The following is a 17,011-nucleotide window of genomic DNA, read 5'->3' as shown; positions in this document are numbered from 1 at the left end:
AGTATTTGGAAGTGCAAGACGCTTTATAAAAACCAGAAAACCCTCTCAGAAAAATCTTCAAAAACTTAAACATCCTTACTCAGCAGGCCATATAAATATTTCAAGGATTTAACAAAAAAATTCTTGCCATCCGGTAGCTCACAGCAAAAAAATCCGACGACCCTCAATTTCGAGGGCATATAACAATGACAAACTCATGAATGACCCTATGGACTTCAAAGATCTTGCACGCACTGCCTCTGGGCCAGGAAACTTTGGTTGGTCTCCACTGGTCTGGGCCCACTCTGACGAATAACTGTCGGTAAACCCAAGGTGTAGAGGCTCTCTCTACACCTTGCAAGGAGAACTTCATGCCTAATAAAAACCACTCAGTAGGCTGGATAAACGCAGAGCACGCTTTGATCCTTTCCGACAGCGAAGCTTTTCTCGCCGCCTCCGCCCAAAAAGGATTCCGCACTCAGCCGCTGATGCAGAATCACGCCCTACCGCCTTGCAGCCTGGTTTTTTCTTTCAGCCACGACGCTGCAAGACATACCTTTGAAGCTGCAGAGAGAGCAAGCAACAAGCAATCTGTTTTTTGTGCTCTGCATGTATTCAAAGCAACGGTAATGCATGCCGAGTACACGCTGGACCTGATCATGAAAAGCGACTTTGACATGGCGCTGCGCACGCAGAGAAAAGTCCTTAAAACACTTAATAACTTTCGCAACCTGAGGGTGAGCGGAAATAACTCGCGAGGAGCGGTCAGGGTACTCGAAAAGGCCACACCCTACGCTCTGATCGCGGAAGACCTAGGTAACGGCTATATCCACTCGCTGGCAGAGTTCTTCGAGGTGCACTACGCACATATGAACCCGAAACACCCTTGTCCTTTCAACTTTACAGGGAGTCTTCACATATCAGGCATTCTGATCGTCCTGAGGAATAACACTCTCCCTCAAGCGGCTGCACTGAATGATGACTTGGAGAACCTTGCCAGCCTGCTGGCCAAACATGGAGGAGTTCTTCATGTCACCGAAAACATTGTCACTTCCTTCATGTGTAGTGAAGTTGACTACGCTGCCCTTCTCCAAAAAGTTGCAGGCCCACGCGGCCTGGCACTCACCGAGTTCGCCATCGGTGTCAATACCGCGTTAAACGGCATTATCGACTACACGATCAACTCTCAGATCAACGAAGGCATCGAGGGTTTGCATGTCGCGCTCGGCGACGGCTCAAGCGGTTTTCATATCGATTTCCTGAGCCCACAGACCCGAGTAGATCCCGTTAGCCCGGTTTGAGCCGAGACTACAGGAGGCAGCTCAATTGCCTCCTGATCCCCCCGAACTCCCCGAGCTCATCTTCTCCCACTTGAAAACCTCGGGGATCTTGTAGTCGTACACCTTCAACCACCGCTCCATGCTCTTGTCATGCTCCCGCGCCGTGCTGCTCTGCGCCTTGGCGGAAGCCTTCTCGCCGCTGGGCTGGAGCTGCACCCAGGCCTCGGTGACGGCCTGCTGCGGTGAAGACGGCCCCGGCGGCATGGCCGAGGCGGCCAGCGGCAAGCCGGCGAGCAGCATCGATGTCAGGAATCGAATCTTCATGAAGACCTCCGTGGCGTTTGCTCACCGCCGGGTTTGAGTTGCTCGGCACGCGCCTGGGCTTCGCTGAATTGCGCCGCGCTCAGGCCCAGGCGACTGACCAGATCGGCCGCCTGCTGCCATTTGTCCTGGTACAGCAGCAGGGTCACCAGGTTGACCGCTGCCAGGCGGTCGCCATCCTTCAGTTCGATGGCGGTAAGGAATTCGAAACGGGCCTTTTCCAGTTCACCCAGGTTGAGATAGACCACCCCCAGGTCGTTGCGCACCTTCTCGTCGGTGGGCGCCAGGCGGACGGCCCGCATCAGGTGCTGGCGGGCCTGGACATTGTCGCCGCGGGAAGCCGCCAACTGGCCCAGGCCATGCTCTGCCTCGGCGCCCATGCAGCCGCCGAGCAGGCTGCGGTACAGCGGTTCAGCCTCGCTGCTGCCCAGCAGGCGCAGCACCTTGGCCTTGCGGATGCGCACCTCGGCCAGGCTGTCCGGCATCTCTTCGAGGTGCGCCAGGCTCGCGTGCGGACGACCATCGGCCAGCATCTCGTCAGCCAGGTTGAGTGCCAGTTGCTGCGATGAATCCACCTTGGCACAGCTCGTCCCGCCCGCCTGCAAGGCCAGCCACGGCGCACCGTTCTGGCCGGCGCAGCCACTGAGCAGCAGCGCGCCCAGCATCAATCCAGCGATTCGCATGACACTCTCCCCTTTTTCAGGAACCGAACACCCGGGCCAGCGCACTGAGCCCCGGTCCCGCCAGGACGATGAGCAAGGCGGGAAACAGAAACACCATCATCACCACGGACATCTTTCCGGACATCTTTGAAACCCGTTCCTGCAGCCGGGTCAGGCGCCGGTCGTCGAGCAGTTGCTTGAGCGCCAGCAGCGACTTCATCGCCCCGCCGCCCTGGGTCAGCAGTTGCTGGAGAATCACGCAGGTGTCGTTGAATTCATCCACCGAGAGCAGCCGCGCCGTCTGCTCCAGCTCCGGCGACAGGGCCAGGCCGGAGTCGACCCGCACCAGGATCAGACGCAGTTCCTCGCTCAGCACCGGCAGCAGTTGCCGCCCCTCGATGCTGAGAATGCGCAGGCTCTGCTCCACCGCGAGCCCTGCGTCGAAGAGGATGCGCAGCAACGGAATGAAGCTCGACACCTCGTCGGCGACCTGCCGCTGACGCCGCGCTGCAGCCCAGGCCAGGGTGCGCTTGGGCAACAGGTAGCCCAGGCCCAGGGCCATGGTTGGCCACAGCCAGCGCGCCGAGTCGCCGCCACGGAACAGTTCCTGCAGCAGTAGCGCAAGCCCCAGCGCCAGCAAAGGCACGCCGATCTGCAAGGCAGCGAACAATGACCGCTGGCGCGTTCGCCGCCAGCCGATCCGGTCCAGCAGCACACGGGTCTCGCTGTCCAGGCTCAGGGAGCGCTGGGCCAGGGCGCTGGTGCCCAGGCGTTCCAGCCATCCCTCTTCTTGCGCTGCATGAGTCTGCTCGCCCTGCAGGCGCAAGCTCACCAGTCGCTCGCGGCGGTGCTGGCGCGCCAGCACGCTGACCAGCAAGAGGAAGGTCAGGAGGAACAGCCCGGCACTGATCAGCAAGGCCATCTCAGATACTCCGCAACATGCGCCACAGCGCCAGGCAACCCAGCACCTGCAGGGTGAATGCCGCCAGCAGCATCAACTGGCCGTCATGGTTGTTCCACATCGACAGCAGGTAAGCCGGATTGACCAGGAGGAAATAGCCGGCAATACCGATCGGCAGCATCGCCAGGACCAGGGCGGTCATGCGCGTTTCCCCGGTCATCGCGCGCAACTGGCGGGCAGCCTGCTCGCGCTCGCGGATCAGCTTGACCAGGTTTTCCAGCAGTTCGCTGGAACTGCCGCCATAGCGGTGGTTGATGCGCAGACCGAGGGCGAAGACGCGGAATTCATCCTGGTCGTAGAGTTCGGCGAGGTCCTGCAACGCCTCATCGAGGCTGACCCCCATCTGCACGTTGCGCTGGACCCGCTGCATGGCGCTCTTGAGCGGGTCGGCGCAGACATCGACGGCCCCCAGCACCGCATCGCTGAGAGTGCGCCCGGCCTTGAGGCTACGCACGGCATGGTCGAGCAGGGTCGGCAGTTGTTCGATCATGCGCTGCAGGCGCCGCCGGTAGCGCCAGCCCATGTAAAGGCGCCATAGCAGCGGACCGAGCACCAGCATCAGCAGCGCCCCTGGCCAGCCGAAGAACAGGCGGCCCAAGGCGATCAGCAAGAGCCAGGCCGCGACCCAGAGCATCAGGCGATCGGCGTTCAGGTCGAAGCCGGCTCGCAGCAGGAGCAGTTCCAGCCCGCCACGGACCGGCTTTTCCACGACAACCGCTTCGGGCAACTGGCCGAGGCGCTGCAGGGTGCGCTCCTCGGCGGACTTGCGCACGCCGTTGTAGAACAGCCCCACCGAGGCGGCCAGCAAGACCAGCCCGCACAGGCCCAGCAGCACGGCGATCAAGGCGCCGACTCCTGCGGCTCGCGGCGCAGCTTGTCGCCGGCCGGATTGACCGCCTCGCGGACGAAACCGCCGCTACCCCGCCGGTCGAAGCGGAACAGGGTGTTGGTGACATAGACATCGTCGCGGATGCCGACCACTTCCAGCACCTCGCTGATACAGCGCCGGCCATCGGGCAGGCGGGCCAGCTGGATGACCACGTCGAGGGCGGCGCAGATCATCTGCCGCAAGGTTTTCTCCGCCACCTGGCGCCCGGTCAGGCCGACCAGAGTTTCCAGGCGCAGCAGGGCGTCCTGGGCGGTGTTGGCGTGCACGGTACTCATGGAGCCGTCATGCCCGGTATTCATCGCGGTGAGCACGTCGATCACCTCGACGCCGCGGATCTCGCCGAGCAGGATGCGGTCCGGGCGCATGCGCAAGGCGTTGCGGATCAGTTCGCTGGCCTTGATTTCGCCATGGCCCTCGGCATTGGGCGGGCGGGTTTCCAGGCGCACCACATGGGGGTGGTCAAGTTGCAGCTCGGCCACGTCCTCGATGGTCACCAGGCGCTCGTGCGGACTGATGAGCTGGCTGAGGATGTTCAGCAAGGTGGTCTTGCCCGTGCCGGTGCCGCCGCTGACCAGGATGTTGCAGCGCTTGCCCACGGCATTCTCGAAGAACTCCAGGATCCCCGGATCGATGGCCCGGGTCGCCAGCAGGTCGGCACTCTTGAGCATGTCCTTGCGAAACTTGCGGATCGACAGGCAGGGCCCGTCCAGCGCCACCGGCGGGATGATCGCGTTGACCCGGCTGCCGTCGGGCATGCGCGCGTCGACCATCGGCGACGACTCGTCCAGGCGCCGCCCCAGCGGCGCAAGGATGCGCTGCATGACGCGCTCGACATGGTGCGCATCGATGAAGCGCAGGTCGGTCTGGTGCAGCACGCCGGCGCGCTCGACGAAGACCCGGAACGGTCCGTTGACCAGGATCTCGGTGACGCTGGTATCGCGCAGCAGCACTTCCAGCGGGCCGAAGCCGGTGAGTTCGTCCACCAGCTCCTCGGCCATGCGCTCCATTTCATAACGCGACAGGGCCAGGTGCAGGCGGGCGATGTATTCACCGACCTGCTCGACGACGAATTGCGCCAGGGCCGGACGCGCGCCTTCCAGCAGGTTGCGTCCGGAGTCTTCGATGGCGTCGATGATGTAGCGGTGCAGCGCACGCTTGAGCGCCTGCGGATCGGAACCGAGGTTGTGCCGGGGGCCACCGAACAGTTCGTCACTGCTCATGCTTGCCGCCCCACAGCCGACTGAGCCAGTTGTCGGCCTTCGGCTTGAGGTTTTCCGAACGCCGCGCCAGGCGCTCGCCGAGGGTCTTGAGGGCCTGGGTCAGGTTGTCCCGCGGCGCCAGCTCGAACAGGCTCAGGCCCTGGTTGCGCGAATTCAGGCGCACCTCGGGGCTGGACGGCAGTTCGGTCAGCACTGGCAGGGCGAAACGCTTGCCGAGGGCTTCGGCATCGGGAATCACGCTGCGCAGGTAGCGGTCCACCAGGAGCTTGGCGTGCTCCAGGTTCATGCCCTTTTCGCGCCAGGTGTTGAGCACCTCCAGGTTGCGCCGGCACTCGATGACATTCTGGTCGGTGTACCAGATCAACTTGTCGCAATGGCTGACGAAGGTGCGCAGGGCCTCGCAGTCGACCTGTCCGGTGAGGTTGACGATGATGTGCTGGAAATGTTGGCGCAGGGCACTGAGCAGCATGTACAGCTCGGCGGCGCTGGTGCGTTCCAGCGGTTCGTCGCCGGGCGCGTAGACCAACAGGCGCAGGCCGCTGGCCTCGCGGGCGAAGGCGCTGTCGATCAGGGTGCTGTCGAGACGGCGCAGGTGGCGCAGGGCGTCACCGAAATGAAACGAGGCTTCCAGCCCGAGCAGGGCCAGGCTGTCGCCCCGTGGCAGGCCAAGGTCCAGCAGCAGTGTCTGCTGGCCGCTCTTCTGCACCACCTGGCCGAGGTGCACGCTGAGCAACGCGCCATCGGAGCCGCACTGGGTGCCATAGAGTACGGTGAGGCCGCCCAGGTGCGGGTTGCTGGTCACCGGCGGCAGGCGTTTGCTCAGGCGCCGCACCAGCCCGGCCACCTCGCTGGCGCGGGAGCCGTAGGCCACGAAATCCCGCGCGCCGGCTCGCATGGCGTTGAGCACCAACTGGTTGTCCATGCCGTCGCCGAGCGCGACGATCGCCAGCATCGGCTTGGCCTCCAGCACCCCTTCGATCAACGCACACTGGTTGACCAGGTGGTCGCGGTCGAGACCGATGAACACCAGGTTGGCGAAGGTCACGTCCACCAGCGCCAGCAACTCGTCGAGGCTGCCGCTGCCGGCGCCGACCACCTGGCCCAGCGGCGTGAGCGCAGTTTGCAGCCACTGCAGGTCGCCCTCGTTGCGGGTGATGGCGAGGAAGGTCTGGCTCAGGCTTTCACTCATCGGGATAACCCACTGCGACCATCGAAGTCGCCGTTTTCCATGAAGAACAGGCGGCCCCAACTGGGGTCGTAGGTGCGCAGTCGCTCGCCCGGCAGCTCGGGCAATTTAGCGTTGGCGGCCAGTGGCCGGACCAGGTGCGGAGTAACGATCATCAGCAGCTCGGTTTCGTCGCGTTGTACCGAGGACTGGCGGAAGAACGCGCCGAGAATGGGGATATCGCCAAGGCCGGGGAACTTGTCCACGGCGGAGCGATTGCTGCTGTTGATCAGGCCGCTGATGACGAAGCTTTCGCCATCGCCAAGGGAGATGCTGGTATCGGTGCGACGGACCTTCAGCGCGGGTACCGTAACGCCGGAGATTTGTACGCCGTTGGTGTAGTCCAGCTCGCTGACTTCCGGGGCGACCTTCAGGTTGATCCGGTCACGACTGACGATGGTTGGTGTCAAAGCCAGGCGGACGCCGAACTCCTTGTATTCGATCGACAGACTATCGCTGCCACTGCTGGGCACCGGGATGGGGATTTCGCCGCCCGCCAGGAAACTCGCGGTCATGCCGCTCAACACCACCAGGCTCGGACGTGCCAGGGTGTAGGCAAAGCCGCTGTTTTCCAGAGCGTTGATCGCGACAAGGGCGCGACTGCTTCCACCGCCCCAGACAATGTTGAACGCCTCGTTCACCAGCGGAATCTGTGGCGTGGTCAGTGGTTGGTCGTTGGGAAGCTGGCGGACTACCGGCACCTGTCCTGGCGTTACCGATGTATTCGGCACCGTCCCGGGCGAGCCGATCAGCGAGTTGTTGGAGCCGTTGTAGAACAGCCTGGCACCCGCCTCCTTGAGTTTGGTCCGGCTGACCTCGACGAAGCGGATGTCGGCCTGGATCTGGCTGGGCAATTCGCCGTCCATCGACGGAGGCACGTAGGTCGAGGCCATGTCTGCGGCAGCACGCCCACGCACGAACACCATGGTCTGGCGCGGCGTGCTCGAACAGGCGGTCCACAGGCTCAGGCTGGTGGCGCCAGGGCCGAGGGCGGTGAGCAGCAGGGCGTCGTTGCCGACCGGATGCACGTCGGCGACCCTCGGGTCACCGACTGCGGCACGGCTGATGCTCACCGGCAAGCGCAGTTCCTGTTGCAAGCCCTGGTCGATTTCCAGGGTCGCCGGCACCCGCGGCAACGCCGTGCAGCCACTGGCGGCGGCCTGCGCCTGGGACAAAGGCAGCAGGGCCAGGAGCGAGGCCAGCAGGCTGGAGGAGCAAATCCACGAGGAACGGCTGTTCATCGGCGAGGCATCCTTGCTGATTCAGTGAGAGGACTCGGCAGACTGGGCGCCGCGGATGATCTCGATCCCGCGGGGCGGCGCCGGCGTGGCGCTGCGGCTCGGCGCGGGGGCGGCCATGGCCAGCTGGTTGAAGCGGTAGAGCTGGCGATTGGCGTCGTCGATCGCCCGCGGAGCCGAGCCCGGGTCGGCCCAGTAGCGGGCCAGCAGTTTCTCTTCGGCGCTACGCACCGCCAGGCGCAGGTTGCCGGCCTGGGCGGCGAGGGTCAGGCGGCTGGCCAGTGCCTTGGGTACCGCCAGCACCACGGTGCGTGGCAGGTTGCGGCGTTTTTCCTCGCGGGCCTTGGGATCGGGGTCCACCGCTTCGGCAGGGTGCCCGTCGTTGGCCAGCCCCATCTGCTGGCCGACGCTGAGCAGGCGCAAGGCCGGCACCACGACCTGGGCACTGGCCTGGGGATTGTTCTGCTCTTCGCGCAGGTACAACAGGACATCGACGTAGTCACCCGGGCGGATATGCCCGCCGGCACCGCTCACCTCGTCCACCGGCAGAGTCAGGGCCAGTTCGTCGGGCTGGATCATCCGCGCCAGCGGGCCACCGGCATCGAAGCTGCTTTCTTCCAGCCAGGTGCCGGCCGGCAGGTCACGCCACGGGGTGCGTCCGGCGACCTGTTCGATACGCTGGAAACTGCCGGCCGGCGCCACCAGCAAGCGCTCCACGGCGAGGTCTTCGTTGTTCAGGGGAAGGTTGGCGGCGGCGTCGCGGCGCAGGACCACCACCGGCTTGCGCAACTCATCCTGGGCGTCGTTGACCACCTGGGCCACCGGCGCGGTCACCGGTGGCGTCGCGACCACGGGATTCACCGGTTGCTTGCTGAGCATCAGGCCCCAGTAGCCGGCGATGATGGCGCCGATGAGGAACAGTCCCGCCAGTATCAACGTGATGCGACTGCTCATGTGTGGCCCCTCCCTGCCCGTCTGCCGCAGCCCGTGACTTCTTGTAAACAGGCCTACCAATACACACTTGGAAGTAACTATTTCGCTATTTGACGGTAGCGCAGCTAGGACAAAACGCCATTACGGAGGGGGAAAAAATTCGCTGTGATCTGCGTCACGTTCTGAAAACAACGGCTTACTCAGCGAAGGGAGGGGGTTATCACTTTTGGATTAATGCTTTCTTACATTTGCCGAGGTGTTATCTCTTGGCGATGCTCATGATGGCAAAGGGAGATTAGCTGTCCCCGTAACACCCGCGTCTGTGCAAGGAGCTCCATCATGCAAATGTCGAAGATCATGCAATCCATTCGTAGATTCGCCAAGCGCACGGACGGCGCTTCCGGTATCGAGTACGCGATCGTCGCGGCCATGGTGGCCGTCGTCATCGCCGCGTTCATGGGCGATATGAAAGACGGCCTGGACAAGGTCTTCACTGATATCACGACCGCAATACCCGCTGCGCAAAGCGGTAGTAGTGGTGGTAGCGGCACTCCGTGATCGACAGCTGATCGATCCGGGCTAACACCTACCACTGCATCCCTGTCAGCAGGACTACGCCATGCCACCTTCCCACCCGCGTCAACAGTTGTTGCTGGTGGATGATGAAGAGGACGCATTGCTGGAGCTGGCTGAACTGCTGGAGAACGAAGGCTTCCGCTGCCACACGGCAACGTCGGTGAAGTTCGCCCTCCAGCAGTTGACCCGGCATCCGGATATCGCCCTGGTCATTACCGACCTGAACATGCCGGAAGAGTCCGGTATCTCCCTGATCAAACGACTGCGCGAACACACGGCACGCCAGCATCTGCCAGTGATCGTCACCACCGGGCATGCCGACCTCGAAGCGGTCAGTCAGTTGCAGCGCCTGGAAATAGTGGACCTGTTCCGCAAGCCCATCTACCACAACCGCCTGCTGGAAACCCTGGGCAACCTGTTTCCGCTGCAGGCTCCGCCAAGCCGGCAAGCGGCGCGCTAAAGCGCCGCTGTCGCGCATCTGCAATCACAGCTGGTAGCTGAAACTCACCGTGAACCGCGGCCGCCGGTTGAAGCTGTCCAGGGCGATGTCCGACATCGGCTTGGCCACTTCCAGGGAGATGTTGTAGTAGCGCGCGTCACCAAAGCGCAGGCCCAGTGCCGCCGAGGACATCTTCGAGTCCTGGATGGCCAGCTCGTTGAACCAGGTCCGCGCCGCATCCAGCACCACGTAGGGTTGCAGCAGCTTCACCCAGTCGCCGTCGCGCTGGAAGCTGTAGTTGACCTCGTAGGCCGCGCCCCAGCCTTTGTCGCCCGAGGCCTGGTCCACCGGATAGCCACGCCCGAAGTTCTGCCCGCCGAACACCGCGCGCTCGCTGTCGGGCAGGCTGTCGTCGGTCCAGTACAACGCGGCGGACGCCACGCCCTGCCATTTTTCGAAGAAGCGGTCGCTCTGCACGCCGGACAGGCGCAGGCGGAAGAAGTCGAGGTCGTAGCCTGCGTTGGTATCGGCGCCGAAATGGTCCAGGCCCTGGTACACGCCGGCGCTGACGATGCGCAAGCGGGTGTCGGTGGCCTTGCGCCAGTCACCTTCGAAGGCCATGGCACGCACGTCGGTGTGGGTGCTGACCTTCAACGGGAAACCGATCACCCGGTAGTCCGTGGTGTCGTTGACCGCATAGAAGCGCGCGGCAAGGCTCAGCCATTCGTTGGGCGAGGCGATCAGGGGATGGCTCAGGCCAATGGAGTAGCGATCGTTCTCGCGGTGCTGCTTGAGGTTGACGTCGTTCTCCAGGCGCACCACGGCGCTCGGGTCGCTGCGATAGCGCGAGGCCGACAGCAACAGTTGGGTGCCCTCCGTGTCGAGGTTCTGCGAATAGTCGACGCGGAAGTAATGTTCCTTGTCATCGCCGGGCGGAAACAGCGCGCTGACGCTGAGCTGCTCGGCCCACGCAGTGTGTGCGTTGCTGTTGGCGCCGAACAGCGCCTGGGTCTGGTCGCGGCTGCCGTCGGTGAGGTTCATGGTGGTGGTGAACGGCTTGCGTGATGCCTGCACCAGCATCTTGCTCGCACCGTCGGTGGTGCCTGGCGGCGGTACCTGCGCCTGCAGAGTGATGCCCGGGATCCGGCTCATCAGCGAGGTGTAGCGCTCGAACGTCTTGCGGGTCAACGGACGCTCGGCCTTGAGCTTGGCCGCCAGCTCGTCCAGGTAGCCGGAAACGCGACCGACATCGCCCTGCAGTTCGTAGTCGCGGATATAGCCCTCGACCAGTACCACCCGCAGCAAGCCGTTGGCGAAATCCTGCACGGGCATGAACGCGTAGGACAACAGGTAGCCATCCTGCTGGTAACGCTGGGTGACCCGTCGGGTCGCTTCGATCAGGTCACCGAGGGTCACTTCCCGATCGATCACGCCCTGGTAGTTTTCCCGCAGCTCGCTCAACGGATAGACGCTGCCGCCCTCGATGCGCACCTTGCGGATCAGCACCCGGGTACTCATGGTCAGTTGTTCTTGCTGGGTTGCGGCGGGCACCGGCACGTTCAGCTTCGGCGTCACCGGCCTGAAGGCGTCGGCGGGAAGGTTGGGGGCGGGGAGGTTGCGTTCGGTCTCGTTGCTGTTCAGATAACTTGGGAGCGGCTCTGCGGATAGCGCACTGACCCAGGAAAGACTCGCTAACACGATTGCCATCGATCGCATAGGGCACTCCATGTCCTGGAAAAATACGAGGGAACCAAGGCGGTTCCCTCGTCAGACTCAAGCGTAGGTGTTGCCCGTAAAATCGTCTAACAACCCTGATGGCTTTTTACTTCTTGGTACCCAGCAGGCCACCGGTGACACCGTTGAGCAGGCCACCCACTCCGGCATTCGCGCCAGCCCCGGCGTTGGCGCTGCCAGTACTGGCACCGGCGCCGACACTGACGGTACCGAGGGCTCCGGTCACGGTATTGACCACGCCGCCCACTGCGCCACCCAGGGCGCCAGTCACAGTGTTGACCACACCACCGACACCGCCGGTTCCGCCAGTCGCACCGCCCAGGGCGCCGGTCACGGTGTTGACCACACCGCCGAGGCCTGCACCAGCACCGCCGCCGGCTGACCCGTTGACCAGGCCACCGGCCTGGGCCACGGTCGCGCCCACCGAACTGACGGTCGCACCCAGTTGATCGGCCACCGGATTGTTCGTAGCACCACCCAGCTGCCCACCCAGGCTGCTGACCGCACCACCGACCTGAGTGAGCAGACCGTTCACCGGTGCGCCCAGGCCCGTCGCCGCGCCCACTTGCTGGGTCACGCTGGCAACGCCATTCACCACCGGAGTCACCGCGCCGCTGATATTGCCGGCCAGGGCCGCCGCCGGTGCTGCCGCGCTGCTGCTGGCGACGCCATTGCCGCCCAGTACGGTACCGAGCGCCGCCACGGTGTTGCCCAGGCCGCCGGTGCTGCTGCCCGCAGCGCTGACCACGCCATTGTTGCTGCCGGCATCGAGCCCGCTGCCGACGCCGGCGACCACGCCACCGACGGTTTCCAGCAGACCGGTGGAGCCGCCTGCAGTACCGTTGCCGAGCAAGCCGCCTGCGGTGCTGGTGCCGCCGCCGATGTTGCTGACCAGGCCGCCCACGGCGTTGGTCAGAGGATTGCCATTACCCGCCGCAGTAACGGTACTGCCCACCTTGGTCAGTACCCCGCCAACGTTCTGCACGGCGGAATCGAGCGGCGCCCCCAGCCCGGTCTTGCTGCCCAGGTTGTTGGTGGTGTTTTCAACCAATGAAACCACCGGAACGACCGCGTTACTCAGTTGCTGGCCGACATTGCCAAGTGCACCGGTCGTGCTCTGGGTACTCAGGGTATTGCCGATCATGGTCACGGCCTGGCCAACCTGGCCGACCACGCCACCGACCACGGGGATCTGCTCGATGGCCTGGCTGCTGGCGACGGCCTGGACGCCAGTGCCCAGCGAAGCGACGCCCTGGCCGACACCGGCCAGCGTGGTGCCGATTGCATTGCCGCCGGTACCCAACTCGCCAAGCCCGTTACTCAGGCCCGTGCCGACGTTGGTCACGGCCTGGCCTGCAGAGTTCACCAGGCCGCCGGCATTGGTCGCACCGATGACCGGGAGCGAATTGACCACGGTGCCGAGGCTGCTGACACCGGTGCCCAAGCCGGAAACGCCGGTACCCAGCTGATCGACGACCTGTGCGACTACCAGCGGCGTCGTGGTGCCGCCGGCATTGCCGCCATTACCGCCACCGGTGCCTCCGCCAGTGCCGCCACCCGTACCTCCGCCGGTGCCGCCGCCAGTACCGCCACCGGTACCTCCGCCGGTGCCGCCATCGCCACCACCGGTACCGCCACCCGTACCACCATCTCCACCACCGGTACCGCCACCCGTACCACCATCTCCACCACCGGTGCCGCCGCCAGTTCCACCATCACCACCGCCAGTGCCGCCGCCAGTGCCACCATCACCACCACCGGTTCCACCACCAGTACCGCCATCTCCACCACCAGTACCGCCATCTCCGCCACCGGTTCCACCATCACCGCCGCCAGTACCGCCGTCGGTCTGCGACGAACCGTCCACCGAACTGTGATGACCGCCACCGCCGCTGCTGCATCCCGCCGAAAGGGTTACAGCCATGACCAGTGCCAGTGCCGTGCTTGCCTTGATCCACGCTTGAGTTTTCATGGCGACTCCATTGCTTTCGCTGCCGCTGCTTTTATGGATGCGGAGGTTTCTCGGTGAATCCTCCACCTCGGTGCAGCTATCTCAGTCCGGCGTGGGCGGTGTAACAATTCTGAGATTGGTATTAACCCGATCTATACGTTGGTGATGGCAAAAAAAGTCGCTTTTATTCAATGGGTTGCAGACCGAATTCGGCCCAGGTAATGGCACTTCGACTTTCGCGCTATAACCATTTGACGGGTATCTGGCGTCAACCCGCCGTATACTCCGCGCCCTTTTTCCAGGAGAAACCTATGACCTCCCCCGCCTGGTGGCTGCTCTGCCTGCCCTTCATCGCCGGCGCTTTCCTGCCCTTGCAGGCCGGTATCAACGGCCAGCTGGCCAAGCAGGTCTCAAGCGTGCTGGCCGCCGCGCTGATTTCCTTCGCCGTAGGCAGCGTCGCCTTGTTGGCGCTGGTCCTGAGCCAGCGGGAAATGCCCGGCCTTGCCGCTTTGAAAGGACTGACCTGGTGGCACTGGAGTGGTGGCCTGCTGGGTGCGTTCTTCATCACCACCGCGGCCTTCGCCGGCCCGCGGATCGGCGCGATGCTGTTCATGGCCCTGGTACTCGCCGGACAACTGGCAATGGCCATGACCCTCGATCATTTCGGCTGGGCCGGCTTCAAGGAAGCCCCGGCGACCCTGGGCAAGGTCGCCGGACTGCTGCTGATCCTCGCGGGCGTGTGGATGATCCGCCGCTTCTGATCCTCAGTCGCTGACCTGGAAGGTCAGGCGCGCGGTCTGCCCGCTGGCATCGAGCACACTCAGCTCGTAGCTGCCCGCCGCGTCGAAGCGTGCCTTGAGCGCGTCCTGGCCGCTGGTCTCGCCCAGCGGCGCGTCATTGAGGAACCACCAGCGCGACCCGCCGCCGCCCAGCGCCGAGACATCCACTTGCAGCGCCTCGCGACTGGTGGCCGGACGGCGCAACTGGTCACCCTCGCGCACCCCGACGATGGACAGCGGCGGTGCGGTGGCCGGCACCTGGGGCGGGCACTGCTCGGCCGGCGCCGGCAAGCGTGCCTCGCGGCGCTCGGCCCGTGGCAGCCAGGGCTCCAGCGGAGCCGGCCACAGGGCGATGTCTCGCGCCTGGGCGCCCAGGCAAGCGGCATCCACCCGCAACCCCTCCCCGTTGACCCAGGCCCGCTCCAGCAAACCGACGCCCAGTGGCTGATCCTGCGCCAGCAGGGTCGGCGGCGTGGTGCCTTCGAGAGTCCAGGCAAAGCGTTGCCTGCGGCAGTTGGGATCGCTACGAGCCAGCGGCTGGCCCAGCGGCCAGCAGATCGCCGCGACACCCACCGTGTCCGGCACCGGCGGTACCGGCGTGCTGATCCCGCGCTGGCTGTCGCGGTTGCTCAGGACATCGTGGACCTGCAGCATCAGCGGCGCCGCCGAGGCCAGGCCGAACTGCCCCGGCACCGGCGTGCCGTCGGGGCGGCCGATCCACACGCCGATCAGGTAGCGGGGCCCGACACCGATCGACCAGGCATCGCGAAAGCCATAACTGGTGCCGGTCTTCCAGGCCAGTTGAGGACGCTGCACCAGTTCGGCATGCGGGTCGCGATCCGGGCGCGCCTGGCCACTGAGGATGCGCCGGATGATCCACGCCGCGCCGGGCGACAGCATGCGCCGCTCCAGCAGCGGCGCATCCGGTTGCAGTCGCAGGCTGGCGCTCATGCCGTCACGGGCGAACGCGCTGTAGCCACTGACCAGGTCTTCCAGGCGACTGCCGCCACCGCCGAGGATCAGCGACAGGTTCGGCTCGGCCAGTGCCGGCAGGCTCACCGGTATGCCGCCGGCACGCAGTTGCGCGGTGAAGCGCTTCGGCCCGTAGGCTTCCAGCAACTGCACCGCCGGCAGGTTGAGCGACAACGACAGCGCCGAACTGGCCGCCACCGGACCGCTGAAGCCCATGGAGAAATTGCCGGGGCGGTAGTCGCCGTAGCGACGCGGCACGTCCTGCAGCAGCGATTCGGAATGGATCAGGCCGTCGTCCATGGCCATGCCGTAGAGAAACGGCTTGAGGGTCGAGCCCGGTGAACGCAGCGCGCTGATCATGTCGACATGGCCGAAGCGGCGTTCGTCGTTGAGGTCCACCGAGCCAAGGTAGGCGCGTACCGCCATGCTCTGCGACTCCACCACCAGGATCGCCGCCGAGGTGCGCTCGGGCAGGCGCGCGCGCCAGCCGGTCAGCAGGTCTTCGAGGCGGCGTTGCAGGGCGGCGTCGACCGTGGTGCGGATCAGGGGCGGGCTGTCGGCGCGGTTCAGCCGGCGCGCCAGCAGCGGCGCCAGCGCCGGCTCCTGGCGCGGAGCCAGAAGCAGGGGTTCTTCCATGGCTTCGCGGATCTGCTGTTCGGGCCACACCGCGTACTCGCCGAGGCGCTGCAGGACTTTGTCGCGGGCGGCGGTGGCGCGCTGCGGATGGCGGTCCGGTCGCAGCCGGCTGGGGGCCTGGGGCAGTACCGCGAGCAGCGCCGCCTCGGCGGGCGTCAGTTGCGTCGGTGACTTGCCAAGGTAGGCCCAGCTCGCCGCCGCCACGCCTTGCAAGGTGCCGCCGAAGGGGGCGCGGTTGAGGTAGATCTCGAGGATCTCGCGCTTGGACAGGTGCCACTCCAGTTGCAGCGTGCGCCACAACTGGCGCAGCTTGCCGGGCAAGGTGCGCGGGTGCGGGTCGAGCAGGCGCGCCACCTGCATCGACAGGGTGCTGCCGCCGGACAGCACGCGACCGCCGCTGAGGTTCTGCCAGGCCGCACGGCCGAGGGCCAGCGGGTTGACCCCGGGATGGCTGTAGAACCAGCGGTCCTCGTAGGTGAGCAGGGCTTGCAGGTAGAGCGGCGACACCTCGTCCAACGAAACCGGGTAGCGCCACACGCCGTCGGCATCGGCGAAGCGCCACAGCGGCGTACCGTCCTCGGCGAGGACCACGCGGGCCAGGTCGTCGGCGGGCATGGGCAGTGGCCAGATGCGGTCGGCCAGCCACAGCAGGGCAACCAGGCCGAACGCGGTCAGTGCGCTGATCGCTGCCAGGCGGGCACCGCGTTGGCGCGGCAGGGCTAGTCTGAACATGGACGGGAACCGAAGCGGCCCAGTGATGGCCAAAGTGCAGTAACGATCATCAGGACACGACCATGCGGGTAGAAGGTTTTTTCGAGTGGCTGGGGCAGGCGCTGGGCGCCGTGATCCGTTTCGTGGTGGATGCCCTGAGCGGGCTTTTCGCCCTGCTGGCCAATGCCGGGGGGAATTTCATCGACGGGCTGGCGAACACGCTGGGGATGGATACGTCGATCGTCAGCATCCTGATCCTGCTCATTGGCCTGTTGCTGCTGTATTCGGCAGTGCGGGCATTCATGCGGGCGTCGGTGATTGCGGGGATCATCTGGGCACTGCTGGGGTTGTGGGTGTTGAGTTGGGTGGTGCATTGACCAGAGGTTGGCAGGGACCTTGTGGGAGCGGGGGGGCCCCCCCGTTGGGGGGGGGGGTCAAAGCCCCCCCCGCCGGGGGTACCCCCCCCCCCCCCGGCGTTTGAGGGCCGGCACGCCCCGGGAGACCC

General features: G+C 65.0%; 17 protein-coding genes. 5 read left to right on the top strand and 12 right to left on the bottom strand.

Annotated features, from left to right (window positions below; genetic code table 11):
- Window positions 1-350 precede the first annotated feature (350 nt).
- Window positions 351-1,280 carry a hypothetical protein gene (locus V0R59_RS27060; protein ID WP_330075788.1) on the top strand — a complete coding sequence of 310 codons (930 nt, stop codon included), beginning with the start codon at window positions 351-353 and terminating at the stop codon, window positions 1,278-1,280.
- Window positions 1,281-1,301: 21 nt separating this feature from the next.
- Here V0R59_RS27060 and V0R59_RS27055 read toward each other — a convergent pair whose 3' ends face one another.
- From V0R59_RS27055 to cpaB, 8 genes are read right to left on the bottom strand one after another with little or no spacing between them, the layout of a single operon-like run.
- Window positions 1,302-1,583, bottom strand: coding sequence for a DUF3613 domain-containing protein (locus V0R59_RS27055; RefSeq protein WP_330075787.1), 282 nt, complete (start codon window positions 1,581-1,583; stop codon window positions 1,302-1,304).
- A complete protein-coding gene (locus V0R59_RS27050; protein ID WP_330075786.1) occupies window positions 1,580-2,263 on the bottom strand; it encodes a tetratricopeptide repeat protein in 684 nt (227 codons plus the stop codon). The genes V0R59_RS27055 and V0R59_RS27050 overlap by 4 nt, the downstream gene beginning before the upstream one ends.
- 16 nt (window positions 2,264-2,279) lie before the next feature.
- The gene (locus V0R59_RS27045) at window positions 2,280-3,164 is read right to left on the bottom strand and encodes a type II secretion system F family protein (protein ID WP_330075785.1); all 885 of its coding nucleotides are present in this window, start codon (window positions 3,162-3,164) and stop codon (window positions 2,280-2,282) included.
- A 1-nt stretch (window position 3,165) separates the two neighbouring features.
- Window positions 3,166-4,047 carry a type II secretion system F family protein gene (locus V0R59_RS27040; protein ID WP_330075784.1) on the bottom strand — a complete coding sequence of 294 codons (882 nt, stop codon included), beginning with the start codon at window positions 4,045-4,047 and terminating at the stop codon, window positions 3,166-3,168.
- Entirely contained in the window at window positions 4,044-5,312 is a 1,269-nt protein-coding gene (locus V0R59_RS27035) for a CpaF family protein (protein WP_330075783.1), read from the bottom strand. The genes V0R59_RS27040 and V0R59_RS27035 overlap by 4 nt, the downstream gene beginning before the upstream one ends.
- The gene (locus V0R59_RS27030) at window positions 5,302-6,501 is read right to left on the bottom strand and encodes a pilus assembly protein (protein WP_330075782.1); all 1,200 of its coding nucleotides are present in this window, start codon (window positions 6,499-6,501) and stop codon (window positions 5,302-5,304) included. Before V0R59_RS27030 ends, V0R59_RS27035 begins: the two co-directional genes overlap by 11 nt.
- Window positions 6,498-7,778, bottom strand: a complete 1,281-nt coding sequence (locus V0R59_RS27025) for a type II and III secretion system protein family protein (RefSeq protein WP_330075781.1) — start codon at window positions 7,776-7,778, stop codon at window positions 6,498-6,500. Before V0R59_RS27025 ends, V0R59_RS27030 begins: the two co-directional genes overlap by 4 nt.
- Window positions 7,779-7,799: 21 nt before the next feature.
- Window positions 7,800-8,729, bottom strand: a complete 930-nt coding sequence (gene cpaB / locus V0R59_RS27020; RefSeq protein WP_330075780.1) for a Flp pilus assembly protein CpaB — start codon at window positions 8,727-8,729, stop codon at window positions 7,800-7,802.
- A 318-nt stretch (window positions 8,730-9,047) separates the two neighbouring features.
- Here cpaB and V0R59_RS27015 point away from each other — a divergent pair, with 318 nt between their 5' ends.
- Both V0R59_RS27015 and V0R59_RS27010 read left to right on the top strand, forming a co-directional pair.
- Window positions 9,048-9,266 carry a Flp family type IVb pilin gene (locus tag V0R59_RS27015; protein ID WP_330075779.1) on the top strand — a complete coding sequence of 73 codons (219 nt, stop codon included), beginning with the start codon at window positions 9,048-9,050 and terminating at the stop codon, window positions 9,264-9,266.
- Between the two features lie 61 nt (window positions 9,267-9,327).
- Window positions 9,328-9,744, top strand: a complete 417-nt coding sequence (locus V0R59_RS27010) for a response regulator (protein WP_330075778.1) — start codon at window positions 9,328-9,330, stop codon at window positions 9,742-9,744.
- 24 nt (window positions 9,745-9,768) lie between these two features.
- Here the strand turns inward: V0R59_RS27010 and V0R59_RS27005 are convergent, their stop codons facing one another.
- The 3 genes from V0R59_RS27005 to V0R59_RS26995 form a co-directional block, all read right to left on the bottom strand.
- Window positions 9,769-11,439 carry a ShlB/FhaC/HecB family hemolysin secretion/activation protein gene (locus tag V0R59_RS27005; RefSeq protein WP_330075777.1) on the bottom strand — a complete coding sequence of 557 codons (1,671 nt, stop codon included), beginning with the start codon at window positions 11,437-11,439 and terminating at the stop codon, window positions 9,769-9,771.
- A gap of 106 nt (window positions 11,440-11,545) precedes the next feature.
- Window positions 11,546-12,901, bottom strand: coding sequence for a collagen-like triple helix repeat-containing protein (locus V0R59_RS27000; RefSeq protein ID WP_330075776.1), 1,356 nt, complete (start codon window positions 12,899-12,901; stop codon window positions 11,546-11,548).
- A 41-nt stretch (window positions 12,902-12,942) separates the two neighbouring features.
- Complete coding sequence (locus tag V0R59_RS26995; protein ID WP_330075775.1) at window positions 12,943-13,344, bottom strand: hypothetical protein; 402 nt, start codon at window positions 13,342-13,344, stop codon at window positions 12,943-12,945.
- Window positions 13,345-13,719: 375 nt separating this feature from the next.
- Between V0R59_RS26995 and V0R59_RS26990 the strand changes: the two genes are divergently transcribed.
- Window positions 13,720-14,169 carry a DMT family transporter gene (locus V0R59_RS26990; RefSeq protein ID WP_330075774.1) on the top strand — a complete coding sequence of 150 codons (450 nt, stop codon included), beginning with the start codon at window positions 13,720-13,722 and terminating at the stop codon, window positions 14,167-14,169.
- A gap of 3 nt (window positions 14,170-14,172) precedes the next feature.
- Here V0R59_RS26990 and pbpC read toward each other — a convergent pair whose 3' ends face one another.
- Window positions 14,173-16,527, bottom strand: coding sequence for a peptidoglycan glycosyltransferase PbpC (gene pbpC / locus V0R59_RS26985; RefSeq protein WP_330075773.1), 2,355 nt, complete (start codon window positions 16,525-16,527; stop codon window positions 14,173-14,175).
- A gap of 62 nt (window positions 16,528-16,589) precedes the next feature.
- Between pbpC and V0R59_RS26980 the strand changes: the two genes are divergently transcribed.
- Window positions 16,590-16,883, top strand: coding sequence for a hypothetical protein (locus tag V0R59_RS26980; protein ID WP_330075772.1), 294 nt, complete (start codon window positions 16,590-16,592; stop codon window positions 16,881-16,883).
- The last annotated feature ends 128 nt before the right edge of the window (window positions 16,884-17,011 follow it).

Source organism: Pseudomonas ulcerans, from assembly GCF_036324125.1.
GTDB classification, from domain to species: Bacteria; Pseudomonadota; Gammaproteobacteria; order Pseudomonadales; family Pseudomonadaceae; genus Aquipseudomonas; species Aquipseudomonas ulcerans.
Note: the sequence above shows the minus strand (reverse complement) of the source record. Positions and strands in the feature narration are given on the sequence as shown.